The sequence below is a fragment of the Microbacterium arborescens genome (assembly GCF_049707515.1).
Classification (GTDB): domain Bacteria; phylum Actinomycetota; class Actinomycetes; order Actinomycetales; family Microbacteriaceae; genus Microbacterium; species Microbacterium arborescens_B.
Map to the genome: position 1 here is coordinate 484,484 of NZ_JBNAFI010000002.1, position 22,463 is coordinate 506,946.

At 70.5% G+C, this 22,463-nt stretch carries 23 protein-coding genes and 4 tRNA genes; 19 read left to right on the forward strand and 8 right to left on the reverse strand.

The window, feature by feature from the left end; genetic code table 11:
• Positions 1–9 precede the first annotated feature (9 nt).
• From ACPYN5_RS06275 to ACPYN5_RS06285, 3 genes are all read right to left on the reverse strand, one after another.
• Positions 10–1,227 (reverse strand): thiolase family protein, encoded by a 1,218-nt coding sequence (locus ACPYN5_RS06275; RefSeq protein WP_424448119.1) that lies wholly within the window; start codon positions 1,225–1,227, stop codon positions 10–12.
• Between the two features lie 72 nt (positions 1,228–1,299).
• Positions 1,300–2,496 carry an HRDC domain-containing protein gene (locus tag ACPYN5_RS06280; protein WP_424448120.1) on the reverse strand — a complete coding sequence of 399 codons (1,197 nt, stop codon included), beginning with the start codon at positions 2,494–2,496 and terminating at the stop codon, positions 1,300–1,302.
• Entirely contained in the window at positions 2,489–3,079 is a 591-nt protein-coding gene (locus ACPYN5_RS06285; protein ID WP_424448121.1) for a DUF3000 family protein, read from the reverse strand. The genes ACPYN5_RS06280 and ACPYN5_RS06285 overlap by 8 nt, the downstream gene beginning before the upstream one ends.
• 25 nt (positions 3,080–3,104) lie before the next feature.
• Between ACPYN5_RS06285 and ACPYN5_RS06290 the strand changes: the two genes are divergently transcribed.
• Positions 3,105–4,325, forward strand: coding sequence for an alpha/beta hydrolase family protein (locus ACPYN5_RS06290; RefSeq protein WP_424448122.1), 1,221 nt, complete (start codon positions 3,105–3,107; stop codon positions 4,323–4,325).
• On the opposite strand, the gene ACPYN5_RS06295 is transcribed toward ACPYN5_RS06290, so the two are convergent.
• Positions 4,279–4,986 carry a dihydrofolate reductase family protein gene (locus ACPYN5_RS06295; RefSeq protein ID WP_424448123.1) on the reverse strand — a complete coding sequence of 236 codons (708 nt, stop codon included), beginning with the start codon at positions 4,984–4,986 and terminating at the stop codon, positions 4,279–4,281. The genes ACPYN5_RS06290 and ACPYN5_RS06295 overlap by 47 nt on opposite strands.
• Positions 4,987–5,019: 33 nt before the next feature.
• Here ACPYN5_RS06295 and zapE point away from each other — a divergent pair, with 33 nt between their 5' ends.
• The 4 genes from zapE (at position 5,020) to ACPYN5_RS06315 (ending at position 8,937) form a co-directional block, all read left to right on the forward strand.
• The gene (gene zapE, locus ACPYN5_RS06300; RefSeq protein ID WP_424448124.1) at positions 5,020–6,048 is read left to right on the forward strand and encodes a cell division protein ZapE; all 1,029 of its coding nucleotides are present in this window, start codon (positions 5,020–5,022) and stop codon (positions 6,046–6,048) included.
• Between the two features lie 165 nt (positions 6,049–6,213).
• Positions 6,214–7,482 (forward strand): ammonium transporter, encoded by a 1,269-nt coding sequence (locus tag ACPYN5_RS06305; RefSeq protein ID WP_424448125.1) that lies wholly within the window; start codon positions 6,214–6,216, stop codon positions 7,480–7,482.
• A gap of 296 nt (positions 7,483–7,778) precedes the next feature.
• Positions 7,779–8,183 carry a type II toxin-antitoxin system PemK/MazF family toxin gene (locus ACPYN5_RS06310; RefSeq protein ID WP_424448126.1) on the forward strand — a complete coding sequence of 135 codons (405 nt, stop codon included), beginning with the start codon at positions 7,779–7,781 and terminating at the stop codon, positions 8,181–8,183.
• 19 nt (positions 8,184–8,202) lie between these two features.
• Positions 8,203–8,937, forward strand: a complete 735-nt coding sequence (locus ACPYN5_RS06315; protein WP_424448127.1) for a VIT1/CCC1 transporter family protein — start codon at positions 8,203–8,205, stop codon at positions 8,935–8,937.
• 64 nt (positions 8,938–9,001) lie between these two features.
• Here the strand turns inward: ACPYN5_RS06315 and ACPYN5_RS06320 are convergent.
• Positions 9,002–9,075: transfer RNA gene (locus tag ACPYN5_RS06320), tRNA-Val, on the reverse strand.
• A 152-nt stretch (positions 9,076–9,227) separates the two neighbouring features.
• On the opposite strand from ACPYN5_RS06320, the gene ACPYN5_RS06325 reads away from it, so the two are divergent.
• From ACPYN5_RS06325 to ACPYN5_RS06340, 4 genes are all read left to right on the forward strand, one after another.
• Positions 9,228–9,299 (forward strand) — tRNA-Gly (locus tag ACPYN5_RS06325).
• Between the two features lie 55 nt (positions 9,300–9,354).
• A tRNA-Cys gene (locus ACPYN5_RS06330) sits at positions 9,355–9,425 on the forward strand.
• Between the two features lie 27 nt (positions 9,426–9,452).
• Positions 9,453–9,524, forward strand: a tRNA-Val gene (locus ACPYN5_RS06335).
• A 99-nt stretch (positions 9,525–9,623) separates the two neighbouring features.
• Positions 9,624–10,130 (forward strand): glycine cleavage system transcriptional repressor, encoded by a 507-nt coding sequence (locus ACPYN5_RS06340; RefSeq protein WP_424448128.1) that lies wholly within the window; start codon positions 9,624–9,626, stop codon positions 10,128–10,130.
• A gap of 99 nt (positions 10,131–10,229) precedes the next feature.
• On the opposite strand, the gene ACPYN5_RS06345 is transcribed toward ACPYN5_RS06340, so the two are convergent.
• Positions 10,230–11,390, reverse strand: coding sequence for an SLC13 family permease (locus ACPYN5_RS06345; protein WP_424448129.1), 1,161 nt, complete (start codon positions 11,388–11,390; stop codon positions 10,230–10,232).
• A gap of 197 nt (positions 11,391–11,587) precedes the next feature.
• On the opposite strand from ACPYN5_RS06345, the gene thrS reads away from it, so the two are divergent.
• The 3 genes from thrS to ACPYN5_RS06360 all read left to right on the forward strand — a co-directional run bounded on the left by thrS (position 11,588) and on the right by ACPYN5_RS06360 (position 14,860).
• The gene (gene thrS / locus ACPYN5_RS06350) at positions 11,588–13,627 is read left to right on the forward strand and encodes a threonine--tRNA ligase (protein ID WP_424448130.1); all 2,040 of its coding nucleotides are present in this window, start codon (positions 11,588–11,590) and stop codon (positions 13,625–13,627) included.
• On the forward strand, positions 13,624–14,181 hold the full coding sequence (locus tag ACPYN5_RS06355) for an HIT family protein (protein WP_424448131.1): 558 nt from the start codon (positions 13,624–13,626) through the stop codon (positions 14,179–14,181). Before thrS ends, ACPYN5_RS06355 begins: the two co-directional genes overlap by 4 nt.
• A gap of 91 nt (positions 14,182–14,272) precedes the next feature.
• The gene (locus ACPYN5_RS06360) at positions 14,273–14,860 is read left to right on the forward strand and encodes a hypothetical protein (protein ID WP_424448132.1); all 588 of its coding nucleotides are present in this window, start codon (positions 14,273–14,275) and stop codon (positions 14,858–14,860) included.
• A gap of 6 nt (positions 14,861–14,866) precedes the next feature.
• On the opposite strand, the gene pdxY is transcribed toward ACPYN5_RS06360, so the two are convergent.
• Positions 14,867–15,718, reverse strand: coding sequence for a pyridoxal kinase PdxY (pdxY, locus tag ACPYN5_RS06365; protein ID WP_424448249.1), 852 nt, complete (start codon positions 15,716–15,718; stop codon positions 14,867–14,869).
• A 5-nt stretch (positions 15,719–15,723) separates the two neighbouring features.
• Positions 15,724–17,052: an aminotransferase class I/II-fold pyridoxal phosphate-dependent enzyme gene (locus ACPYN5_RS06370; protein ID WP_424448133.1), complete on the reverse strand. Its 1,329-nt coding sequence runs from the start codon at positions 17,050–17,052 to the stop codon at positions 15,724–15,726.
• A gap of 94 nt (positions 17,053–17,146) precedes the next feature.
• On the opposite strand from ACPYN5_RS06370, the gene pdxS reads away from it, so the two are divergent.
• The 7 genes from pdxS (at position 17,147) to ACPYN5_RS06405 (ending at position 22,426) form a co-directional block, all read left to right on the forward strand.
• A complete protein-coding gene (gene pdxS / locus ACPYN5_RS06375; RefSeq protein WP_424448250.1) occupies positions 17,147–18,031 on the forward strand; it encodes a pyridoxal 5'-phosphate synthase lyase subunit PdxS in 885 nt (294 codons plus the stop codon).
• 4 nt (positions 18,032–18,035) lie between these two features.
• On the forward strand, positions 18,036–18,644 hold the full coding sequence (gene pdxT, locus ACPYN5_RS06380) for a pyridoxal 5'-phosphate synthase glutaminase subunit PdxT (RefSeq protein ID WP_424448134.1): 609 nt from the start codon (positions 18,036–18,038) through the stop codon (positions 18,642–18,644).
• Between the two features lie 10 nt (positions 18,645–18,654).
• A complete protein-coding gene (locus ACPYN5_RS06385) occupies positions 18,655–19,416 on the forward strand; it encodes a YebC/PmpR family DNA-binding transcriptional regulator (protein ID WP_424448135.1) in 762 nt (253 codons plus the stop codon).
• A gap of 124 nt (positions 19,417–19,540) precedes the next feature.
• Positions 19,541–20,116: a crossover junction endodeoxyribonuclease RuvC gene (gene ruvC, locus ACPYN5_RS06390; protein WP_424448136.1), complete on the forward strand. Its 576-nt coding sequence runs from the start codon at positions 19,541–19,543 to the stop codon at positions 20,114–20,116.
• Between the two features lie 88 nt (positions 20,117–20,204).
• Entirely contained in the window at positions 20,205–20,822 is a 618-nt protein-coding gene (gene ruvA / locus ACPYN5_RS06395) for a Holliday junction branch migration protein RuvA (RefSeq protein ID WP_424448137.1), read from the forward strand.
• The gene (gene ruvB / locus ACPYN5_RS06400) at positions 20,815–21,840 is read left to right on the forward strand and encodes a Holliday junction branch migration DNA helicase RuvB (protein WP_424448138.1); all 1,026 of its coding nucleotides are present in this window, start codon (positions 20,815–20,817) and stop codon (positions 21,838–21,840) included. Before ruvA ends, ruvB begins: the two co-directional genes overlap by 8 nt.
• Positions 21,841–21,919: 79 nt before the next feature.
• Positions 21,920–22,426 (forward strand): preprotein translocase subunit YajC, encoded by a 507-nt coding sequence (locus ACPYN5_RS06405; RefSeq protein WP_424448139.1) that lies wholly within the window; start codon positions 21,920–21,922, stop codon positions 22,424–22,426.
• Positions 22,427–22,463 lie beyond the last annotated feature (37 nt).

Consider the following 22,463-nt stretch of genomic DNA (forward strand, 5'->3'; position numbering starts at 1 on the left):
CGGCGCGCCTCACTTCTTGGGAGCCTTCTTCTTGCCGGTGTAGTGCGGGTTCTCCCAGATCACGGAGCCGCCCTGCCCGAGGCCCACGCACATGGCGGTGAGTCCGTAGCGAACGTCGGGACGCTCGGCGAACTGCGCTGCGAGCTGGATCATCAGGCGCACACCGGATGCTGCGAGCGGATGCCCCACCGCGATCGCACCGCCCCAGGGGTTCACGCGCGGGTCGTCGTCGTCGATCCCGAAGTGATCGAGCAGCGACAGCACCTGCACCGCGAAGGCCTCGTTGAGCTCGAACAGGCCGATGTCGTCGATCGTCAGCCCGGCTTTGGCCAGCGCCTTCTCGGTCGAGGGGATCGGCCCGATCCCCATCACCTCGGGCTGCACGCCGGCGAAGCCGAACGACACCATGCGCATCTTGGGGGTGAGCCCGAGTTCCTTCACGGCACGCGAGCCCGCGAGAAGGCTGATGGTCGCGCCGTCGGTGAGCGGGGACGACGTGCCCGCGGTCACTCGTCCGTGCGGGCGGAACGGGGTCTTCAGCTGCGCGAGCCCTTCCATCGTGGTCTCCGGCCGACGACCCTCGTCCTCCGAGGCGAGGCCCCAGGCGCCGTCGGCCGACTTCACCGCGATGGAGACGAGATCGGGCTGCAGCTTGCCGGCGTCATAGGCTGCCTGGGCCTTGTGCTGGCTGCGCATGCCGTAGCGGTCGGCGCGCTCCTTGGTCAGGGCGGGGAAGCGGTCGTGCAGCCGCTCGGCGGTGATGCCCATGTTCAGCGCATCCGCGCTGACGAGCTTCTCGGTGAGGAAGCGCGGGTTGGGATCGGTGTCGCCCCCGCCGAGGGGGTGACGGCCCATGTGCTCGACGCCGCCCGCGAGAGCGAGGTCGTACATGCCGATGCCGATGGAGCCGGCCATCGTCGTGACGCTCGTCATCGCACCGGCGCACATGCGGTCGATCGCGAAGCCCGGCACGCTCTGGGGTAGACCGGCGAGGATCGCCGCGGTGCGGCCGAGCGTCAGGCCCTGGTCTCCCTGCTGCGTCGTCGCGGCTATGGCGACGTCGTCGATCCGGTCGAGCGGCAGGTCGGGGTTGCGTTCGATCACGCCCCGCATCGCTTTGACGACGAGGTCGTCCGCCCGGGTGTTCCAGTACATGCCCTTCTCGCCGGCGCGCCCGAAGGGGGTGCGCATGCCGTCGATGAAGTAGACGTCCGAGATCTCGGCCACTTTGCCTCCAGAAGATGGGATCGACACCAGCCTAGAGAGCGGTGATAGGCCGGAAAATCGGTTGGGTCGAACCTACGAAGCGGTCGAGGACGGTTCGGCATCCCCGTTCACGGAATCCACAAAGGCTTGAGCGATCACCTGTGCGGTCTGCTCAATCTGCCAGCGGCGCGCGCCGAGCTCGGCGAGCGCTGCCGCGACCGACTCCGCGGAGACCTCGGCCGGTGGCGCCCAGGCGACGCGACGCAGGAGCTCGGGGGTGAGCAGGTTCTCGGTCGGCATCGACAGCTCCTCGGCGCGCTGCTCGACGAGCGGCTTCGCAGCCTTCAAACGGGCGTCCGCGGGCGGATTGCGGTCGACCCAGGCACGGGGCGGCGGCAGGCCGTCGCCGGGGATGCGGTCGGGCGGAAGTGACTGCTCGGCGCGGCCCGCCTCGATCGCCGCCCACCACCGGTCCAGCTGCGAGCGGCTCGCGCGGCCGGTGAAGTCCTTCAGCTTCGCGAGATCCTGTTTCGTCTTGGGGTCGGCCGCGAGGGCCGCGACCAGGGCGCGGTCGGGGACGAGGCGTCCGGGGGCGACGTCCTGTTCACGGGCGTAGTCCTCACGTGCGGTCCATAGGGCTCGCGCGACGGCGAGCGCGCGGCGACCCCGGACGGTGTGCAGACCGCTGAGGCGGCGCCAGGGATCCTCACGCGGAGGCTTGACGGGACGATCGAGCACGGCTTGGAACTCCTGAGCCGCGAACTCGGTCTTGTCCTGCGTCTCGAGCTCGAGTGCCAGCGCATCGCGGACGTCGATGAGGTGCTCGACGTCGAGCGCCGCGTACTCGAGCCACGACTGCGGCAGCGGCCGGGTCGACCAGTCGGCGGCGGAGTGCGCCTTGGCCAGCACGATGCCCAGGGTGTCCTCGACGACTGCGCCCAGCCCGACGCGCGCGTGCCCGAGGAGGCGGGCGGCGAGTTCGGTGTCGAAGATCGCCTTCGGGTCGAGCCCCGCCTCTCGGAGCGAGGGCAGGTCCTGGCTCGCAGCGTGCAGCACCCATTCGACGTCGCCGATCGCCGCCTGCAGGGGCGCGAAGGTCGTGATCGCCGGCGGATCGAAGAGGTGGACGCCTGCGCCGCGGCGGAAGACCTGGATCAGATAGGCGCGCTGCGAGTAGCGGAAGCCCGATGCGCGCTCCACATCGACGGCGACCGGCCCGACGCCCGCCGCCAGCAGCGCGGCGGCGCGTTCGAGTCCGGCGTCATCGGCGATGACGGTGTAGTCAGCCACGGTCCCCCCGGCGTGCTCCGAGAACGGCGACGCCCTCCGACCCCGGAGGCAGGCCGGCCAGCATGCAGGTCAGTTCCGCCCAGGCGTCGATATGGGCGGTGATGTCTCCGACGGGGGACCACGACGCACGCAGTTCGATCTGCGCGCCGTCGCCCTCCTCGGCAAGAGTGCCGAAACCGCGCGACAGCGTCTTGGTCGCGGTCCCGGAGACGGAATGGAACGACGCCGCGCGGTGGTCGAGCGCGTCGATCAGCCAGGACCAGGCGACTTCCGCGAGCAGGGGATCGACACCGATCTCGGGCTCGAGCGGCGCCTGAGCGAACGCGACGATGCGCCAGGGGCCGCCCCAGGCGTCGGGCTCGTCCGCGTCGTGGAGGATGACGATCCGGCCGGTGCCGTAGGGGGAGTCGACGGCGTGGGCTTCCGGTCTGACGTCGCCGGCGAGCGCCAGGGCCTCCGGGGCGAGTCCCGTCGGGGCGCTGATCTCGCGGACGACCAGGTCGTCGCGGAACGTCATCGCCAGCACCGCATCGCGGGCGACGACGAATGCCGTCGCGTCGGCGGGAGGACGGGAATCGGCCACGTCGACAGACTAGAGTGAGGCCTCGATGATGGGTTCCAGGCGCGCCGGGGCTGCGGGCGCATCTCCCGCCGCAGCCACCGCCGCGAAGACGACGATCGCGGCTCTCGCCGGAGCCCTCGGGATATCACTCGCCGCGCTGGGAACGGTGTCGATGCGGGTTGCGCGCAAGGTCGTGACGCCCGCCGGTCGTGTCCCGGACACCGAGCTGCTCGCCGTCGATGTCGCCGCGCAGACGCTCACTCTCTCGCGCACCGCCGACACCGAGTTGCCCGGCCGCTACGGCCTGTTCACGACCGGGACCGCCTCGTACATCAAGGTCGGTGCCGTCCTCGGGCTCGACGAGGCATCGGTGAAGCGCAAGCTCCTCACGGAGATCGGTGTGGACGACAGACTGTCGGCCGAGGCGGCGTTCAGCGGTTGGTACTACTCCGACCCGTCCGAGCTTCACCTGCCCTTCCGTTCCGAGCTGATCGGCTCGCCCCTCGGGCCCTGCCCGGCGTGGTTCTTCCCGGCCGCCGACGAAGCGGGCGAGCCGAGCGACACCTGGGTCATCCAGGTGCACGGCCGGGGGACGACGCGGACCGAGACGCTTCGCGCCGTGCCGGTGTTCCATGCCGCCGGCATCTCGTCCTTGCTGGTCTCGTATCGCAACGACGGCGAGGCGCCGCGCAGCCGATCGGGCACGTACATGCTGGGGGCCACGGAATGGCGCGACGTGGACGCGGCCATCGGCGCCGCTCGGCGCCGCGGCGCTCGCCGCATCTTCCTCATGGGGTGGTCGATGGGCGGGGCGATCGCCCTCCAGGCGGCACTGAACTCGGCGCACCGCGACGTCATCGCCGGTGTGGTGCTCGAGTCGCCGGCGATCGACTGGCGCATCGTCCTCGATCACCAGGCGCAGCTGCTGCGCATCCCGGGTCCCGTCGCGAGCACCGCGGTTCGGGCACTCGACAGCCGCTGGGGTTCGCGGGTGGTCGGGCTCAATGCGCCCATCCCGTTCGACCGGCTCGATGTCGTCGCCCGAGCCGCCGAGCTGCAGCATCCGATCCTGATCCTCCACAGCGACGACGACGGCTTCGTCCCTCCGGACGCGTCGTATCACCTGGCGGAGGCGCGCCCCGACCTGGTGGAGCTCGAGGTCTTCCGCACCGCGCGCCACACGAAGCTGTGGAACTACGACCCCGAGAGGTGGAGCGCGGTCATACGCGAGTGGATCGAGCGTCGACGCGCAGTCGGAGATAGCTGAAGCCCGCGGCATCCATCAGCGCGCCCACGACGGTGGTCGTCACCTCGTCTGCGACGGGCAGGACAGGATGCCGCACGGGTCCGACCCGCGGCGCGACGGTGAGGCAGATCTCGTCGACGACGCCCGCCGACACGAACTGGGCCGCGAGGTTCGGGCCGCCCTCGCAGACGATGCGGTCCCATCCTCGAGCCGAGAGCGCGGCGACCACGTCAGCGGGGGAGAGGTCGGGTCCGGCGCCCGCGGTGACCACGGCGACGCCGGCCGGTGCGTCCGGGCGAACCCCCTCCGGCACCACGAGGACGACACGATCGGCGTCGGCGCGCGTGAGGCGGTGACCGTCGAGGCGGCCGGACCGCGACACGATCGCGAGGGCGGCCGTGCGGGGGACGACGTAACCCTCGGCGCGTACGCTCTCGGCGCCCACGACCACGACGTCGGCATCCCGCCGGATGATGCCGAGGACGGTGCGGTCGGTGGGGCTGGTGATCGTGTCGCTCGTGCCGTCGCCGCCCGACGCCGACCCGGTCAGGGTCGTCACCATGTTCAGGCGCACGTACGCGCCCGGCGCTCGCCGGTATCGTTCGACGAGCCAGGCCCGTCCGGCATCCGTCGTGGAATCCGCGCTCTCGCCCGTTTGAGGCAGCATCTCGCTCACACGCACGGCGTCATCCTTTCACGCCGTTAGGGTTGACCCGTGACGAGCACATCCGCCGGAATCCTGCGCCTCAGCGACCGTCGTCCCGAGGTGAGCGGCACGGAGATGCTCACCGCGCTGGTGCCGCCCCCGCAGTTCGACGAGGCGACGTTCGACTCCTACCGCGCCGATCCGCAGTACCCCTCGCAGCAGGAGGCGAAGGACCGGCTCGAGGTCTTCGCCGGAGGAGGCGCGCCGGCAGCGCGAAGCGGACTGTTCCGCCGCGCGAAGAAGGTGCCCGAGACGAAGCCCGGCGTCTACCTCGACGGCGGGTTCGGCGTCGGCAAGACCCACCTCCTGGCGGCGATCTATCACGCCATGCCCGCCCGCCGGAAGTACTTCGGGTCGTTCATCGAGTACACCGCCCTCGTGGGGGCCGTGGGGTACCAGAACACGGTGCAGCTGCTCCGCGGCTCCGACCTTCTCTGCATCGACGAGTTCGAGCTCGACGACCCCGGCGACACCATGGTCATGACCCGGCTGCTCGGCGAGCTCGTCGCCTCGGGGACGCGACTGGCGGCCACCTCGAACACCCCGCCGAACGCCCTCGGCGAGGGGCGGTTCGCAGCGCAAGACTTCCTGCGCGAGATCCACGCCATGTCGGCGAGCTTCGAGACGATCCGGATCGACGGCACCGACTACCGCCAGCGCGCCGTCGACGGTCACGCCGTGGCTCTCACCCCCGAACAGTACGAGTCGGCGATCACGGATGCCGCGGCCTCCGGGTTCGTCTCGGACGATGCCTTCGCCGACGTCATCGCCCACCTCGCGACCGTGCACCCGTCGCGCTACATCCGCCTCGTCGACTCGATCGCGACGGTCGGACTGCGCGATGTCTCGCAGCTGACGGACCAGTCCGCGGCGCTGCGCTTCGTCGCCTTCGTCGACCGTGCCTACGACGCGCAGATCCCCATCCGTGCGACGGGTCGTCCGCTCGACGAGGTGTTCGGCGACGAGATGCTCGGCGGCGGCTACCGCAAGAAGTACCTGCGCGCCATCTCCCGCCTGGTCGCTCTCACCCATTCCTGAGCGCCTGTCCAGGACTCGCGCGGCGCGAGGAAACCTGATGTTTACCGGGGGAGCGATCGCGTAACCGTTCGGAAACACGAGTGCGCCGTCGGGGGAAACTGGGCACCTCGACACTGAAGGGACCCGACGCTACACCTGCGTCCCTGCAGAGAGGTTCCCTTCGAGATGGATCAAGGCAACACCGCATTCATACTCATCGCGGCCGCGTTCGTCCTGCTGATGACGCCCGGACTGGCGTTCTTCTACGGCGGACTGGTCAAGGCCAAGAGCGTCATCAGCATGATGATGATGAGCTTCGGCGCGCTCGGACTGATCGGCGTCCTCTGGGTGCTCTTCGGGTACGCCATCGCCTTCCCCGGCGCTGAGGGCACCGTCGCACCCTGGTCGATCGACTGGAGCGCCATCGGTCTGAGCAGCCTGCTCGAGACGCCCGAGGACGCTGCGTACCCGCCCATGGCCTTCGTCTGCTTCCAGGCGACGTTCGCCATCCTCACCGTCGCACTCGTGTCGGGTGCCATCGCCGACCGGGCCAAGTTCGGCTCGTGGATGCTGTTCGCCGGCATCTGGGCGACGGTCGTCTACTTCCCGGTCGCCAGCTGGGTGTTCAACTTCGGCCTCGCTGAGGACGGCTCGTTCGCGTACGGCGGTTGGATCACGCACGGTCTCCAGGAGACGTTCGGCGTCGGAGCCATCGACTTCGCCGGTGGTACCGCCGTCCACATCAACGCCGGTGCTGCCGCGCTGGCGCTGGCCCTCGTCCTCGGCAAGCGCGTGGGCTTCCAGAAGGGCGTCCACGTCCCGCACAACCCGCCGTTCGTGCTCCTCGGCGCCGGCCTGCTGTGGTTCGGCTGGTTCGGCTTCAACGCCGGCTCCGAGCTCGCCGCCGACGGCACCGCTGCTCTCGCGTTCATCAACACGATCGCCGCTCCCGCCGCGGCTCTGCTCGCCTGGCTCCTCGTCGAGAAGATCAAGGACGGCAAGCCCACCTCGGTCGGCGCCGCCTCGGGTGCCGTCGCCGGTCTCGTCGCCATCACCCCGGCGTGCGCCTCGGTCGACCCGATCTGGGCCATCGTGCTCGGCCTCATCGCCGGCGCGGCCTGCGCCCTGGCGATCGAGCTGAAGTACAAGCTCGGCTTCGACGACTCGCTCGACGTCGTGGGCATCCACCTCGTGGGTGGCCTCATCGGAACGCTGTACCTCGGCTTCTTCGCCAACGGCACCGGCCTGTTCATGGGCGGCGACGCCACCCAGCTGCTCGTGCAGGCGATCGCGGCCTTCGCCGTCCTGGCGTACTCGTTCGCCCTCTCCTTCGTGATCGGCCTGGCGATCGAGAAGACGATCGGGTTCCGCGTCAAGAACGAGGACGAGATCGCCGGCATCGACACCGTCGTGCACGGCGAGGTCGGCTACACCCTGTCGGACACGAAGGTCTGATCGGGCACACCTCGCACCGGGCGGGGCATCGCGGAGTGATCCGCGGTGCCCCGCCTTCGTGCGTCTCCGGGTGCGGTGTTCTGCGCGCCGGTCGGTGGGCAGTACGTGGCGCCTCACGGGGGAGGAGGGACACGAACTGCCGGATGAGGCCGAGGGACGCGGCGGCTTGGGTAGGTTTGGGCCCCATGGGAGTGCTTTCGCGTGTGTGGGATCTGCTGCGTCCGCGACGGGAGGCCGGCCGACCGCCTCGGGACACGCGCCCGGCGCCGGCGGGAGGGCCCGCGCACACGGCATCCGTGGTCGAGGTCGACCTGCCCGACGCGCGCAGCCTGCGGCTCGCCTATGAGCCCCGGCCCGATGCGCAGCCCGATCCCGGCGAGATCGTCTGGGCGTGGGTGCCCTACGAAGAGGATGCCGCACGCGGCAAGGACCGCCCGCTGCTCGTGCTGGCCCGTGCCGACGGCACCCGCAGCTGGGCGATGAAGCTCACGAGCAAGGCCCACGAGGGTGAGCGAGATCATGTACCGCTGGGAACGGGGGACTGGGACCGCGAGCGCCGGCCGTCGTGGCTGGACGTCGACCAGATCTACCTCGTGCCCGCCGCCGGCATCCGCCGCACCGCCGGCGCGCTCGACCGGTCGACCTACCTGCGGGTCGCGCAAGCCCTCTCGCAGCGCTACGGCTGGCGCGTCGCGGGCTGAGCGGTGGTTTCATGGCGTCATGAACGAAGCGTTTCCCGAGGCGCCGGGAGGTCACCCGGCCGAACCCCACGCCTCGACGATGTCGGGCCGGCTGAACTGGCTCCGCGCGGGCGTGCTCGGTGCGAACGACGGCATCGTCTCGACGGCCGCCCTCGTCGTGGGTGTCGCCGGAGCGACGGCGCAGACCGCGCCGATCTTCGCTGCCGGAATCGCCGGCCTCGTCGGAGGAGCGGTGTCGATGGCACTCGGCGAATACGTGTCGGTCAGCAGCCAGCGCGACAGTCAACGCGCGATGATCTCGAAGGAACGGCGCGAACTCGCCGACGACCCCGAGGCGGAGCTCGCTGAGCTCGCGGGCTTGTACCGGCAGCGAGGGCTCTCGCCCGAGACCGCGCGGCGGGTGGCCGAGGAACTGACCGAGCACGATGTGGTCGCCGCGCACCTGGAGGCGGAGCTCGGGCTGCGCGAGGACGAGGTCGTGAGCCCCTGGGCTGCCGCCGGTGCCAGTGCCCTCGCGTTTACGATCGGCGCGCTGCTGCCGCTGCTCGCGATACTCCTGCCGCCGGCGGAGGCGCGCGTGTCGGTGACGTTCGCGGTGGTGCTCGCGGCCCTCGCGCTCACCGGCTATTCGAGCGCGCGCCTCGGCGGCAGTGCCCCCGGGAGGCCAGTCCTGCGGGTGGTCCTCGGCGGAGCACTCGCACTGCTGACGACCTTCACCGTGGGCTCCCTGCTCGACGTGTCGGGAATCGTCTGAGCTTCCGACGGAGCAGAACAACGTAAAACGCCCCGGTCGAGTTGATCGACGCGGGGCGGGAGGGTGGGCGATGCGGGACTCGAACCCACGACCTCTTCCGTGTGAAGGAAGCGCGCTAACCAACTGCGCCAATCGCCCGTGCCGGCCCCGGAGGGCCGAGACACGAGCATACCGGATGCCGCGACGGTTCCCGAACCCGCAGGTGAGACACGCGCGGGGCGCCGCCGGTTTTGCGCTCCCGCGATCGTCGGCTAATGTTTAACAAGTGCCGGAGCGATCCGGAACGAAATGCGGATGTAGCGCAGTGGTAGCGCATCACCTTGCCAAGGTGAGGGTCGCGAGTTCGAATCTCGTCATCCGCTCGAGTGCGAGGATCTCCCGTCAGGGTGATCCGGCACGTGGGTCAGAACCACACACGGTGGCGTGGCCGAGCGGCTAGGCACCGGCCTGCAAAGCCGTTTACACGGGTTCGAATCCCGTCGCCACCTCGCCTCACAACTGAACAGCCTGTATAGGCGCGATTGGCGCAGCGGTAGCGCGCTTCCCTGACACGGAAGAGGTCACTGGTTCGATCCCAGTATCGCGCACCGAGAAACCCCCGGCTCGCCGGGGGTTTTGTCGTTTCCGGGGTGTCCCGCGTGGCTTCGACGGTGCAGTCGACGGCGCCCCCGGTTAGGCTCGGCGCCATGACTCAGCTGGTGCTCACCGTCGTCGGGGACGACCGGGTAGGACTCGTCCGCACACTCGCCGACACCGTCGCAGCCCATGGCGGCAACTGGGAGCGAAGCGAGCTGGCCGAGCTCGCCGGCGCTTTCGCGGGCATCGTGCTGGTGGAGGTGCCGGCCGATCGCGAAGCCGGCCTCGTCGAGGCCCTCGAGCGGCTCGACGGGCTCCTGCGCATCACGACCCACCAGCCTCTCGCTCCCGTCGCCGCGAGCGGTCAGGTGCTGCGCTTCACGGTGCTGGGCAACGACCGTCCCGGCATCGTCCGCGAGGTGAGCGACGCCATCGGCGCGCATGCCCTGAGCATCGACGCGCTCACCAGCCGCACCCTCGACGCTCCGATGGCCGGTGGCACGCTTTTCGAGGCGACGCTCGTCGTCCGGCTGCCCGCCGACTTCGACGCCGCCGAGATGGTGGCCGATCTCGAGCGCCTCGCGGGAGAGATCCAGGTCGACCTGACCCTGACGTGACACTCGTCGACGACATCCGGGGCGCCTTGCGCGGCGCCGCGGAAGCTGAGCACGCGCCCGCGCGAGCGCCTCTGACCGGCGCCGCGGGACAGAGGAGGCTCAGCTCAGGGCGAGCGGCACCACGGCCAGGCCCACGATGAGCGGCGCCGCGACGAGCCCCCAGAGGACGAACCGCCGCCAGGGCACCTCGACGCCGACGGCGTGCAGCCGTTCGTGCCAGAGCAGGGTCGCCAGCGACGCCCACGGCGTGATGAGCGGTCCCGCGTTGACGCCGATCAGCAGCGCGCCCAGACGCTCCGGCGTCTCCGCGGCGGATTCGAGCAGCAGATAGGCGGGCAGGTTGTCGACGGTGTTGGCCGCGACCAGCGCGGTCCCCGCCATGCGCCACAGTTCGAACGGCCCGCCGGCCTCGCCCGCGACAGCGCTCATGACCGCCGCGGACCCGAGTGACTCGAGCGCGGCCATGACGGTGAACAGTCCCGAAGCGAACACGAGCAGCTGCCAGGGGACGAGACGCACCGACAGCCCGCGAGGCGAGCGCCACGCGAAGAGACCCACGAGCAGGGCCGCCGCGATCGTGGCGGGGATCCACGGCTCGAGGCCGCTGACCAGCGCCGGCATGAGGAGGACGACGATGCCCGAGGTCACGCCCAACTGCATCCGGTCGGTGACGTGCGGCGCCGGTGCCGGCTCGAAACGCCCGACGAGAGAGCGTCGATGCGCGAGGAACAACAGGCCCACCGTCACGATGATCGCGACGGCTGCCGACGGCCCCATGAGGACGAGGAACCCCAGCGGTCCGCCCTCGGGCAGCCGGCCGAGCGCGAGCAGGTTCGTCAGGTTCGACACCGGCAGCACGAGCGAGGCGGTGTTCGCCAGCCACACCGTCGTGAAGGCGAAGGGCAGCGGCGGCAGCCCGTTGGCGCGTGCGACCGCGACGACGACGGGCGTGAGCAGCACGGCGGTCGTGTCGAGCGACAGGAAGGCGGTCGCGACGACGGCGAGCGCCACCACGAGGAGCCACAGCACGGTGGTCCGTCCTCTCGAGGCGCGGGCGAGCCACGCGGCGGCGACGTCGAACACGCCCGCCTTCGCGGCCAGCTCCGCCACGATCGTGACGGCGACGACGAAGGCGAGGATCGGTGCGACCCGTTCGGCGATCTCGACGAGGTCGTCCGGCGGGAGGATGCCGGAGACCACCGCGCCCGCCGCCACGAGCAGCAGTGCGGCTCCGGCGATGGCGAGCTTCACGGCATCCATCATGACCCCTGCGCGACGCCCCGATGGCCGTCGCGCGCCCGAGTAGGATCGACGCATGGAACGACGCCGGATCGGAGCTCTCGCGCCCCTGCGCTTCGTCGCCGGCTGCCGAACGCTGTCCGCCTGAGCGGGCAGGACGCGGCGAGCGTCCGAAGCTGAGTAGCCTTGATCTGAGCCACCCATCTGGAGATGTTCCCTTGACTGACGTCGTTTCCCCGTCGGACGTGTCGTACCCCGCCGACGGCTTCGCCCTCTTCCCCGACCGCTCCGTGATCGCCCTGCGCGTGAACGGCGAGCTGAAGGACCTCGCCACGGTCGTCAGCGAGACGGATGCCGTCGAGCCGGTGACCGTCTCGAGCCCCGACGGCCTCGCGATTCTCCGCCACTCGACGGCCCACGTGCTCGCGCAGGCCGTGCAGCGCATCCGGCCGCAGTCGAACCTCGGCATCGGCCCGCCCATCGAGGACGGCTTCTACTACGACTTCGGCGTCGACGAGCCCTTCACCCCGGAGGACCTGAAGTCGATCAAGAAGGAGATGGAACGGATCGTCCGCGAGAACCAGCGGTTCGTGCGCCGGGTCGTCACCGAGGATGAGGCCCGCGCCGAGCTGGCGGATGAGCCGTTCAAGCTCGAGCTGGTCGCCCTCGCCGGCGGACCCGGTTCGGGTGCGGACGCGGCCGAGGGCGCTTCCGCCGAGATCGGCGCCGGTGAGCTGACGATCTACGACAACGTCACCCGCGACGGCGAGACCGCGTGGAAGGACCTGTGCCGCGGGCCTCACGTTCCCGGCACCCGTCTGGTCGGCAACGGCTGGGACCTCACCCGTGTCGCTGCGGCCTACTGGCGCGGCAGCGAGAAGAACCCGCAGCTGCAGCGCATCTACGGCACCGCCTGGCCGTCGAAGGACGAACTGCGCGCCTATCAGGAGCGCCTGGCCGAGGCCGCTCGCCGCGACCACCGCAAGCTCGGCGTCGAGCTCGACCTGTTCTCGTTCCCCGACGAGATCGGACCCGGCCTGTCGGTGTTCCACCCCAAGGGCGGCATCATCCGCTACGAGATCGAGCGGTACATGCGCGAGCAGCTGCTCGCGAACGACTACGACGTCGTCAACACCCCGCACATCACCAAGGGCGACCTGTTCATGACGAGCGGCCACCTGCAGTGGTACGCCGACGGGATGTACCCGCCGATGAAGCTCGACGAGACCATCGACACCGAAGGCAACGTCACCCGGCAGGGCCAGGAGTACTACCTGAAGCCGATGAACTGCCCGTTCCACAACCTGATCTTCCGTTCGCGCGGACGCAGCTACCGCGAGCTGCCGCTGCGACTGAGCGAGTTCGGGTCGGTCTACCGCTACGAGAAGAGCGGCACGCTCTCCGGTCTCACCCGCGTGCGGGGGATGACCCAGGACGACACCCACATCTACGTCACGCCCGATCAGGTCGAGGACGAGCTCGTGCGGAGCCTCGAGTTCGTGCTGCAGACGCTGCGCGACTACGGCCTCAACGACTTCTACCTCGAGCTGTCGACGAAGGAGGACGGCAACCCGAAGTTCATCGGCGACGATGCCCTCTGGCAGCAGGCGACCGAGACGCTCCGCCGTGTCGCGGAGGGCTCGGGACTCGAGCTCGTCCCCGATCCGGGCGGCGCGGCGTTCTACGGCCCGAAGATCTCGGTGCAGGCGCGCGATGCGATCGGACGCACCTGGCAGATGTCGACGATCCAGCTCGACTTCAACCAGCCGGAGCGTTTCGAGCTCGAGTACACCGGTCCCGACGGTGAGAAGCACCGTCCCGTCATGATCCACCGCGCCCTCTTCGGGTCGATCGAGCGGTTCTTCGCGATCCTGCTCGAGCACTACGCAGGAGCCTTCCCGGTGTGGCTGGCGCCCGTGCAGGTGGTCGGCATCCCCGTCGCCGACGACTACGCGCCCTACCTGCAGGAGATCGTCTCGCGCCTGCGCAAGGCGGGCGTCCGCGCTGAGCTCGACCGTTCCGACGATCGGATGCAGAAGAAGATCCGCACCCACACGACGCAGAAGGTCCCGCTGCAGCTCATCGCCGGCGAACAGGATCGTGCCGGCGGCACGGTCTCGTTCCGTTTCCGCGACGGCTCGCAGACCAACGGCGTCCCCGTCGACGAGGCGGTCGAACGCATCCTCGCTGCGATCAGGAACCGCACCCTCGTCGACACGGCGGAGCACCTGACGGGCACGGCGGAGCAGCTCGCGTGAGCGGCACGTCGGACACCCCGCGCCCGGTCGAGGACGCCGCGCACCTGGCCGGGGTGCCCGACGAGTTCCAGCGGCTGTGGACGCCGCACCGGATGGCGTACATCCAGGCCGGCCCTGAGCCGCTGCGTGACGAGTGCCCGTTCTGCGCCGCGCCCGGGAAGTCCGATGCCGACGGGCTCATCGTCGCGCGCGGGCGCACCGCGTACGTGCTCCTGAACCTGTTCCCCTACAACTCGGGCCACCTGCTCGTCTGCCCGTACCGGCACATCGCGACCTACGACCTCGCGACGCCCGAGGAGGTCGCCGAGATCGGCGCGCTCACGCAGACGGCCATGCGCGTCCTGCGTGAGGTGTCGCGGTGCGACGGCTTCAACCTCGGGATGAACCAGGGAGCCGTCGCGGGGGCCGGGGTCGACGGGCACCTGCACCAGCACGTCGTTCCCCGCTGGGCGACCGACGCCAACTTCTTCCCGATCATCGCGAAGACCAAGGCGCTGCCGCAGCTGCTCGGCGAGGTCCGGCAGGCCGTCGCGGACGCCTGGCCCGTCGCCTGACCGCGCGTCTGCCTCGCTCTCGCACGTGAGCACAAGCCCCGGTGCCGGGCGCCGTGAGGGCGATAGCCTAACCGCTCACCGAGGAGGCACCATGTCCATCACCGCCCGCATCCGTACCCCGGCCGTCGCCGCCCTGGCCGTCGCCGGCGTTTTCTTCCTGTCGTCCTGCACCTCAGCCGACGCGCCCGCGACCCCCGGTGGCGAGACGGCGCCGACATCGCCGGCGCCCGCGGAGACCGGATCCGCCACTCCCGGGACCGGCGATGCGGGTGGGATGAGCGCCGACGCGCTCGCGGAGCGCGACGCCTTCATCGCCGAGCAGCAGCAGCCCGTGGGCCAGGCGACGCTCACGGCCAAAACCCCGGCCCAGCAGGAGCTCGTCGCGCAGCAGCGCGCTCATCTCGAGGCCAACGGCGGTCAGTGGTCGGAGCAGGCCGAGACGGTGACGCTCGCGCTCGGGCTCGACGCGTGCGAGACGTCCATCCTGAACAGCCACGAGATCGACGTGACCTCGTTCCGCACGCACGTCGTGACGTCGCCGCTCATCGACAGCCTCGCGGTCGATGACGCCTCGCGGGAGGGCGCGGTGAGCATCATGGTCTTCGGCACGCGCTTCCTCTGCCCCGACGACGCCCCGCAGTGGGAGCAGGCCTGGACCGAGGCCGCCGGGGAGTACTGACGCGGGTCAGCGCACCTGCTCGACCGCGAACTGCATGCGCGGGTGGGCGTAGGCCTCCTGGCTCTCGACGAGCTGGAGCTCGCGCTCACCCGACTCGTGCGTACGCGTCAGCAGATCGAACACGCTCGAGGTCGTCCGGGCCAGCGCCTCGGAGGCGGAGCCGGTGCTCCGGTAGTGGGCGGTGAAGAGCGCCGCCGTCACGTCGCCGGAGCCGTTGGCCTTCATCGGGATGTGCGGCGTGCGCACGATCCACGCGCCGGCGTCGTCGACGGCGAGCATCTCGATCGTTCCCTCCGGCCGATCGGGCCGCTCGACGCTGGTGACGAGCACAGTGCGCGGGCCCATCGCGCGCGCGGCATCCACCGAGGCGAGGGTGGAGTCGAGATCCGTCGGATCGGTCTCGGTGAGGAAGCCGAGCTCGAACTGGTTCGGCGTGATGATGTCCGCCGCCGGAACGACGCGCTCGCGCAGCAGGATGGGGATCGCCGGTGCGACGAAGCATCCTGACTTGGCGTTGCCCATGACGGGGTCGCAGGCGTAGACGGCATCCGGGTTGGCGGCCTTCACCCGCGCCACGGCGTCGAGGATGACATCGGCGATCCCCTCGCCGCCCTGGTACCCCGAGAGCACGACGTCGATCTGCGGGAAGGCCCCGCGGTCCTCGATTCCCGAGATGACGGCCCGCACGTCGTCGGGGCTGATCATCGGACCGCCCCACGCGCCGTAGCCGGTGTGGTTGGAGAAGTTGACCGTGTAGACCGGCATCACCTCGACGCCGATGCGCTGCAGGGGGAAGACCGCGGCGGAATTGCCGACGTGGCCGTACGCGACGGCCGACTGGATCGAGAGCACCTTCATGGGGGTCATGCCTTTCGGGAGGGGAGGGCGGCGGCGACGAGGTCGCGGACGAGGAGGCCCGCGTCGTCGTCGCCCAGGTCGTGGACGGTCAGGCGCAGGTGGCGGGACGGGGAGTCTTCGGTCAGGCGGAACTCGTCGCCGGTGCGGGCGAGCCAGCCGCGACGCATCAGGGCGTCGGCGACGGCCCGCGCGGTGCCGGGCACCTCGACCCACAGGCTCAGTCCGTCGCCGGGGGAGCAGGGCAGTCCGGCGCGGGTGAGCGCTGCGGCGAACGCGGCGTTGCGACCGGCGTAGTGCTCGCGCGCGGCGTCGATCGTCGCGGCGGCGGTGTCGTCGGTGACGAGAGCGTGCGTCAGCCGCTGCAGCAGGTGGCTGACCCAGGTGGTGCCCGAACCGAGCCGCAGGGCGAGTCGTTCGGCGGTGGTCCGATCGGATGCCGTGACAGCCAGGCACATGTCTGGACCGAGGAACTTCGACACCGAGCGCACGCGAGCCCAACGCTCGTGGTGCTCGCCGATGACGGAGCGATAGGGCTGCGTCGACAGCAGCGAGAAGTGGTCGTCCTCGATCACAAGCACGTAGGGGTGGTCGGCGAGCACCTCGCGAAGCTCAGCGGCGCGCCGCTCCGACAGGCTCGACCCCGTGGGGTTCTGCGCTCGCGGCGTGATGACGACGGCGCGAGCGCCGGCATCCAGAGCCGTCCGCAGGCCCGCGACCGTCATGCCCTCGCCGTCGACCGGCACCGGGATCGCGCGGTAGCCCGCGAGCCGGACCGTGTGGATGCTCGCGAGGAAGCACGGATCTTCGAGCGCCACGGCGTCGTCGCGGGTGAGTGCCTGGGCGAGGAGTCGTTCGACGGCGTCGACCGCGCCGCCGGTGACATTCAGGTGGATCTCCTCGTCGCCCGACGAATCGGCCCGGAACCACTGCGTCGCCCATCCGGCCAGGCCGCCGTCGATGACCGGCTCGCCGTACAGCACGGGGCGGCCGGCGACGCGGGAGAGCACGGCGCTCGGGTCGGGGATGAGAGTCGGATCGGGATTGCCCGACCCGACGTCGCGCAGCACGGTGTCGGTTGCCACGCCCTCGGCGGCGATGGGCGACACCTCGGCGATCCGCGTGCCGCCCCGGCCGCGTGCCACGACGACGCCGGCCTGAGCGAGCAGGCGGTAGGCGGCGACGACCGTGTTGCGGTTGACGCCGAGCTGCTCGGCGAGGGCGCGTACCGGGGGCAGCGCGTCGTCGGCGCGGAGGGCGCCTCGCTCGAGCAGCATCCGGACGCTGTCGGCGATCTCGCCTGCCGTGTGCCCGGTGATCGTGTCACGGGAAGTCATCGGAACGATCTTATGACGGATGCCATGCTAACTTTTGGCCTAGGTCGTATCTAGCCGAGGCGCGGCCGAGAACGGAGCCGTCGTGTCCAATGACCTGACCACCACCGGTACGTCGCGCGTCAAGCGCGGCCTCGCCGAGATGCTGAAGGGCGGCGTCATCATGGACGTCGTCACCGCCGATCAGGCGCGCGTCGCCGAGGATGCCGGCGCCGTCGCCGTCATGGCGCTGGAGCGCGTCCCCGCCGACATCCGCGCCCAGGGCGGGGTGGCCCGCATGAGCGACCCCGACCTCATCGACGAGATCATCGCGTCGGTGTCGATCCCCGTGATGGCGAAGGCCCGCATCGGCCATTTCGTCGAAGCCCGCGTGCTGCAGGAGCTCGGCGTCGACTACATCGACGAGTCGGAGGTGCTCTCGCCGGCGGACTACACCCACCACATCGACAAGTGGGGCTTCACCGTTCCGTTCGTCTGCGGTGCGACCAACCTCGGCGAGGCGCTGCGCCGCATCACGGAGGGCGCCGCGATGATCCGCTCGAAGGGGGAAGCCGGCACCGGCGACGTCTCGGAGGCGACGCGGCACATCCGTACGATCACGGCCGAGATCCGAGCGCTGCAGGCGAAGAGTCCCGATGAGCTCTACGTCGCCGCGAAGGAGCTGCAGGCGCCGTACGACCTCGTCGCCGAGGTCGCGACGACCGGGGCACTGCCGGTCGTGCTGTTCACCGCGGGTGGCGTTGCGACGCCGGCGGATGCGGCCATGATGATGCAGCTCGGTGCCGACGGCGTGTTCGTCGGTTCGGGAATCTTCAAGTCGGGCGATCCGGCCCGCCGCGCGGCGGCCATCGTCAAGGCGACCACCTTCCACGACGACGCCGCCATCGTCGCCGAGGCGTCACGCGGTCTGGGCGAGGCGATGGTCGGGATCAACGTCTCCGACCTGCCGGCCCCGCACCGGCTCGCCGACCGCGGCTGGTGAGCCGGTGAGCGCCGACGCCCCGCGCATCGGAGTGCTCGCGCTGCAGGGCGACGTCCATGAGCACGTTCGGATGCTCACGGGGCTCGGCGCGACGACATCCCTCGTCCGCCGGCCCGCCGACCTCGCGCAGGTCGAAGGACTCGTCCTCCCGGGCGGCGAATCGAGCGTCATCGACAAGCTCGCCCGAGCCTTCGGGATGCAGCGGCCCATCCGAGACGCGATCGCGGCCGGTATGCCCGTCTACGGCACCTGCGCCGGACTCATCCTGCTCGCAGACCGCGTCGACGGAGCGATCGCCGGGCAGGAGACCTTCGGCGGGCTCGACGTGACGGTGCGGCGCAACGCGTTCGGCGGGCAGAGCGAGTCGTTCGAGACGTCGCTCGCCGTCGCGGGGTGGGACGTTCCCGTCCACGCCGCGTTCATCCGTGCGCCGCTCGTCACGGGGCTCGGGCCGGGCGCCACGGCGCTCGCGACCCTGCCCGACGGCGGCGTCGTCGCGGTCGAGCAGGGGCGACTGCTCGCCACGGCTTTCCATCCGGAGGTCTCGGGCGAGCACCGCTTCCACGAACGCCTCCTCGCGCACGTCCGCGAGGCGCGGGTATCGGCCCGGTAAGATCGAGCGCATGTCCGGTCACTCCAAATGGGCCACGACCAAGCACAAGAAGGCCGTCGTCGACGCGCGTCGTGCCAAGTCGTGGGCCAAGCTCATCAAGAACATCGAGGTCGCGGCGAAGCTCGGCGGTGCTGACCTGCAGGGCAACCCGACCCTCTTCGACGCCGTCCTCAAGGCGAAGAAGACTTCGGTCCCCAAGGACAACATCGACCGCGCGATCAAGCGCGGCGCCGGTATCGGCGGCGAGGCCGTCGAGTACTCCTCGATCATGTACGAGGGCTATGGGCCGAACGGCGTGGCGTTCCTCATCGAGTGTTTGACCGACAACAAGAACCGGGCCGCGGCCGAGGTGCGCACCGCCCTCAGCCGCAACGGCGGCACCCTCGCAGACCCGGGCAGCGTCGCCTACAACTTCAGCCGCAAGGGCGTCATCGTGGTCCCATCCGAGGGCACCACCGAAGACGACGTCATGCTCGCGGTGCTCGAGGCGGGGGCCGAGGAGGTCGAGCCGCACGGCGACGGCTTCGGCGTCATCACCGAGGCCTCCGACCTCGTGTCGGTGCGCAGCGCGCTCCAGGAGGCGGGGATCGAGTACGACTCCGCCGACGTCGAGTTCGTCCCGTCCCTCAAGGTCGAGGTCGATGCCGACACCGCACGCAAGGTCTTCCGCCTCATCGACGCCCTCGAAGACAGCGACGACGTCCAGAACGTCTTCACCAACTTCGACCTCACCCCCGAGGTGCAGGCCGAGCTCGAGAACGACGAGGAGTAACGGCTCCGACTTCCGGCACAGTTCCCGGCATCCAGCGCACGTCCTGCGGCGCCGGATGCCGGGAACTGTGCGTTTCGCGGGCTGTCGTCGTGTCTGTCGAGCATGGCGGACGTAGCGTGGGGGAGTGACCTCCCCTCTGCGCGTGCTCGGTGTCGACCCAGGGCTCACCCGGTGCGGCGTGGGAGTCGTCGACGTCGCCCGCGATCGCTCCGCCAGGCTTGTACACGTGGGGGTCGTCCGGTCCGCGACAGACCTGCCGATCGAGCAGCGCCTGGCGACGATCGCCGCAGGGCTGCGGGCCGTGATCGCCGAGCACCGGCCGCACGTGGTCGCCGTGGAGCGCGTCTTCGCCCAGCACAACCGCAGCACCGTCATGGGCACGGCGCAAGCCAGCGGCATCGCGCTCCTCGTCGCCGCCGAGAACGGCCTGGATGCGGCGACGCACACACCCTCCGAGGTCAAGGCGGCCATCACCGGTTACGGCTCGGCCGAGAAGCTGCAGGTGCAGACGATGGTGGCCCGGGTGCTGCGGCTCGACGCGCTTCCCCAGCCCGCGGATGCCGCCGATGCCCTCGCCCTCGCCATCTGTCACGCGTGGCGACGGGGCGTCGGTGGGGCGGCGACGGCGACGGGCGGCGCGGCCGGTCTGACGCCCGCACAGCGCGCCTGGGCCGACGCCGAACGCCTCTCCCGGCGATGAGGAGTCGCCGCGGTGCCGGGCTGGCGCCGGCGGCGCTCCGGTGCGTGTCGGTCGAACATACCTGCGAAGCGCGGCTTAGGCTCGGAGCATGATCTCCTCCCTGCGCGGCAGCGTGCTGCACCTCGACTCCGACAGCGTCGTCATCGACGTGAACGGGGTGGGGTTCGCGGTCGCGGTGACGCCCGACATCCCGCGCTCCTTCCACGTCGGCGACGAGATCGTCCTGCACACCAACCTGGTCGTGCGCGAAGACGCGCTCTCGCTCTTCGGATTCGAGACCCGGGAGCAGCTCCAGGTCTTCCTGCTGCTCATCGGAGTCACCGGCGTCGGTCCGAAGTCCGCGCTCGGTGTGCTTGCCGCCCTGAGCGTCGGCCAGATCGCCGACGCCGTGATCGCCGAGGACGACGCACCGTTCCGGCGCGTGTCGGGTATCGGCCCCAAGACCGCGAAGCTCATCGTCGTGCAGCTCGCCGGCAAGCTGCAGGCGATGCCCTCGGCTCAGCCCGCATCTCCCTCCGCGGGGGCGGGCACGCTGGCCGCGCAGGTCATCGCGGCGCTCGTGGCCCTGGGGTGGAGCGAGCGCGTGGCCACCGATGCCGTCGCGCAGGTCACGGCGGATCCCGCGGCGCCGGGCACCGTGCCGGCGCTGTTGAAGCTCGCTCTCGCTCAGCTCGGCCCGGCGCGACCGGAGCAGTCCGGTGTCTGACGCGCACGGTCTGGCCGCCGACGAGACCGAGCTCGCGGTCGAGGGGGCGCTGCGGCCGACCTCGCTGGCCGAGTTCGTCGGGCAGCAGAAGGTCCGCGGTCAGCTCGAGCTGCTGCTGCAGGCGGCGCGCATGCAGGACCGCCCCGCCGATCACATCCTGCTCTCGGGTCCTCCCGGACTCGGCAAGACGACGCTCGCGATGATCGTCGCCCACGAGATCGGTCGCCCGCTGCGGATGTCGAGCGGACCGGCGATCCAGCACGCCGGCGACCTGGCGGCGCTGCTGTCGAGCCTCGTGCCGGGCGAAGTGCTGTTCATCGACGAGATCCACCGCATGGCGCGCTCGGCCGAAGAGATGCTGTACCTCGCGATGGAGGACTTCCGCATCGACATCATGGTCGGCAAGGGCGCCGGCGCCACCAGCATCCCGCTCGAGCTCGCACCGTTCACCCTCGTGGGTGCGACCACCCGGTCGGGACTGCTGCCCAACCCGCTGCGCGACCGGTTCGGCTTCACCGCGCACATGGAGTACTACGAGCCCGAGGAGCTCGAGCGTGTGATCCAGCGATCGGCCAGCGTCTTGGCCGTCGACATGCCGCCGGTGGCCCGCTCGGAGATCGCGCGTCGCTCGCGCGGCACCCCGCGCATCGCCAACCGTCTGCTGCGGCGCGTCCGAGACTTCGTCGTCGTGCACGGCGACACCGCCGTGGGGGCGACCGAAGCGGATGTCGCCGCCGCGCTGGAACTGTACGACGTGGACGCGATCGGACTGGACCGGCTCGACCGCGCCGTGCTCGATGCCCTCGTGAAGCGCTTCGGCGGCGGCCCGGTCGGTCTGAACACGCTCGCGGTGACCGTGGGGGAGGAGGGCGAGACGATCGAGTCGGTCGTGGAGCCCTACCTCGTCCGCATCGGCTTCGTGGGACGCTCGCCCCGCGGCAGGGTGGCCATGCCCGCGGCGTACCGTCACCTCGGTGTCCCTCGCGCCGACGGGGCGCTGGAGATCGATGACCTATAATCGCTGAAGGCTTCTCGCCGACGAATCCCGAGGCTGCGCATTCTTCGCGTGCCGACCCGTGAAAGGTGCTCCCACCTCCATGCTCTTCTCAGCCACCACCCCGGCCGACGCTCCTCCCACCAACCCGGCGCTGCAGTTCTTCGCCGAGTACGGCCTGCTGATCATCCTCGCGCTGCTCATCGTCTTCATGTTCTGGAGCCAGCGTCGGCGCGCTCAGCGGATGAAGGCGGAGCAGGCGGAGAAGTCGCGTCAGCTGCTGCCCGGGGCGAAGGTGCTGCTGCAGGGCGGCTTCTACGGCACCATCGTCGAGTACGACGGCGAAGACCTCTCGAAGTCGGCTCGCGTCGAGCTCGCGCCGGGTGTCGACGTTGAGGTGCACAGCCAGGCGATCCTGCGGGTCGTCGACCCCGCCGAGGGCGCGCTGACCGAAGACGAGTACATCGAGGCCGAAGAGCACCACGACGAGTACGTCGCTGACGTCGAGCAGGGGCTCATCACCTCGGTCAGCGATGACGCCGCGCGCACCCGTGCCGCCGACGCCGCGCCCGAGGGCACCGTCGATCGCGACGACAAGCCCCGCGCCTGAACCGCCGGTAACCCGGCGCTCGCTCGACGAAAGCTGA

What these genes read in the sequence shown, in the direction of transcription:
- ACPYN5_RS06290 (WP_424448122.1), top strand. Translation starts at nt 3,105, where the DNA reads ATGATGGGTTCCAGGCGCGCCGGGGCTGCGGGCGCATCTCCCGCCGCA.
- ACPYN5_RS06305 (WP_424448125.1), top strand. Translation starts at nt 6,214, where the DNA reads ATGGATCAAGGCAACACCGCATTCATACTCATCGCGGCCGCGTTCGTC.
- ACPYN5_RS06315 (WP_424448127.1), top strand. Translation starts at nt 8,203, where the DNA reads ATGAACGAAGCGTTTCCCGAGGCGCCGGGAGGTCACCCGGCCGAACCC.
- ACPYN5_RS06340 (WP_424448128.1), top strand. Translation starts at nt 9,624, where the DNA reads ATGACTCAGCTGGTGCTCACCGTCGTCGGGGACGACCGGGTAGGACTC.
- ACPYN5_RS06345 (WP_424448129.1), bottom strand. Translation starts at nt 11,390, where the DNA reads ATGGATGCCGTGAAGCTCGCCATCGCCGGAGCCGCACTGCTGCTCGTG.
- ACPYN5_RS06360 (WP_424448132.1), top strand. Translation starts at nt 14,273, where the DNA reads ATGTCCATCACCGCCCGCATCCGTACCCCGGCCGTCGCCGCCCTGGCC.
- pdxY (WP_424448249.1), bottom strand. Translation starts at nt 15,718, where the DNA reads ATGAAGGTGCTCTCGATCCAGTCGGCCGTCGCGTACGGCCACGTCGGC.
- ACPYN5_RS06370 (WP_424448133.1), bottom strand. Translation starts at nt 17,052, where the DNA reads ATGACTTCCCGTGACACGATCACCGGGCACACGGCAGGCGAGATCGCC.
- ACPYN5_RS06385 (WP_424448135.1), top strand. Translation starts at nt 18,655, where the DNA reads ATGTCCGGTCACTCCAAATGGGCCACGACCAAGCACAAGAAGGCCGTC.
- ruvA (WP_424448137.1), top strand. Translation starts at nt 20,205, where the DNA reads ATGATCTCCTCCCTGCGCGGCAGCGTGCTGCACCTCGACTCCGACAGC.
- ACPYN5_RS06405 (WP_424448139.1), top strand. Translation starts at nt 21,920, where the DNA reads ATGCTCTTCTCAGCCACCACCCCGGCCGACGCTCCTCCCACCAACCCG.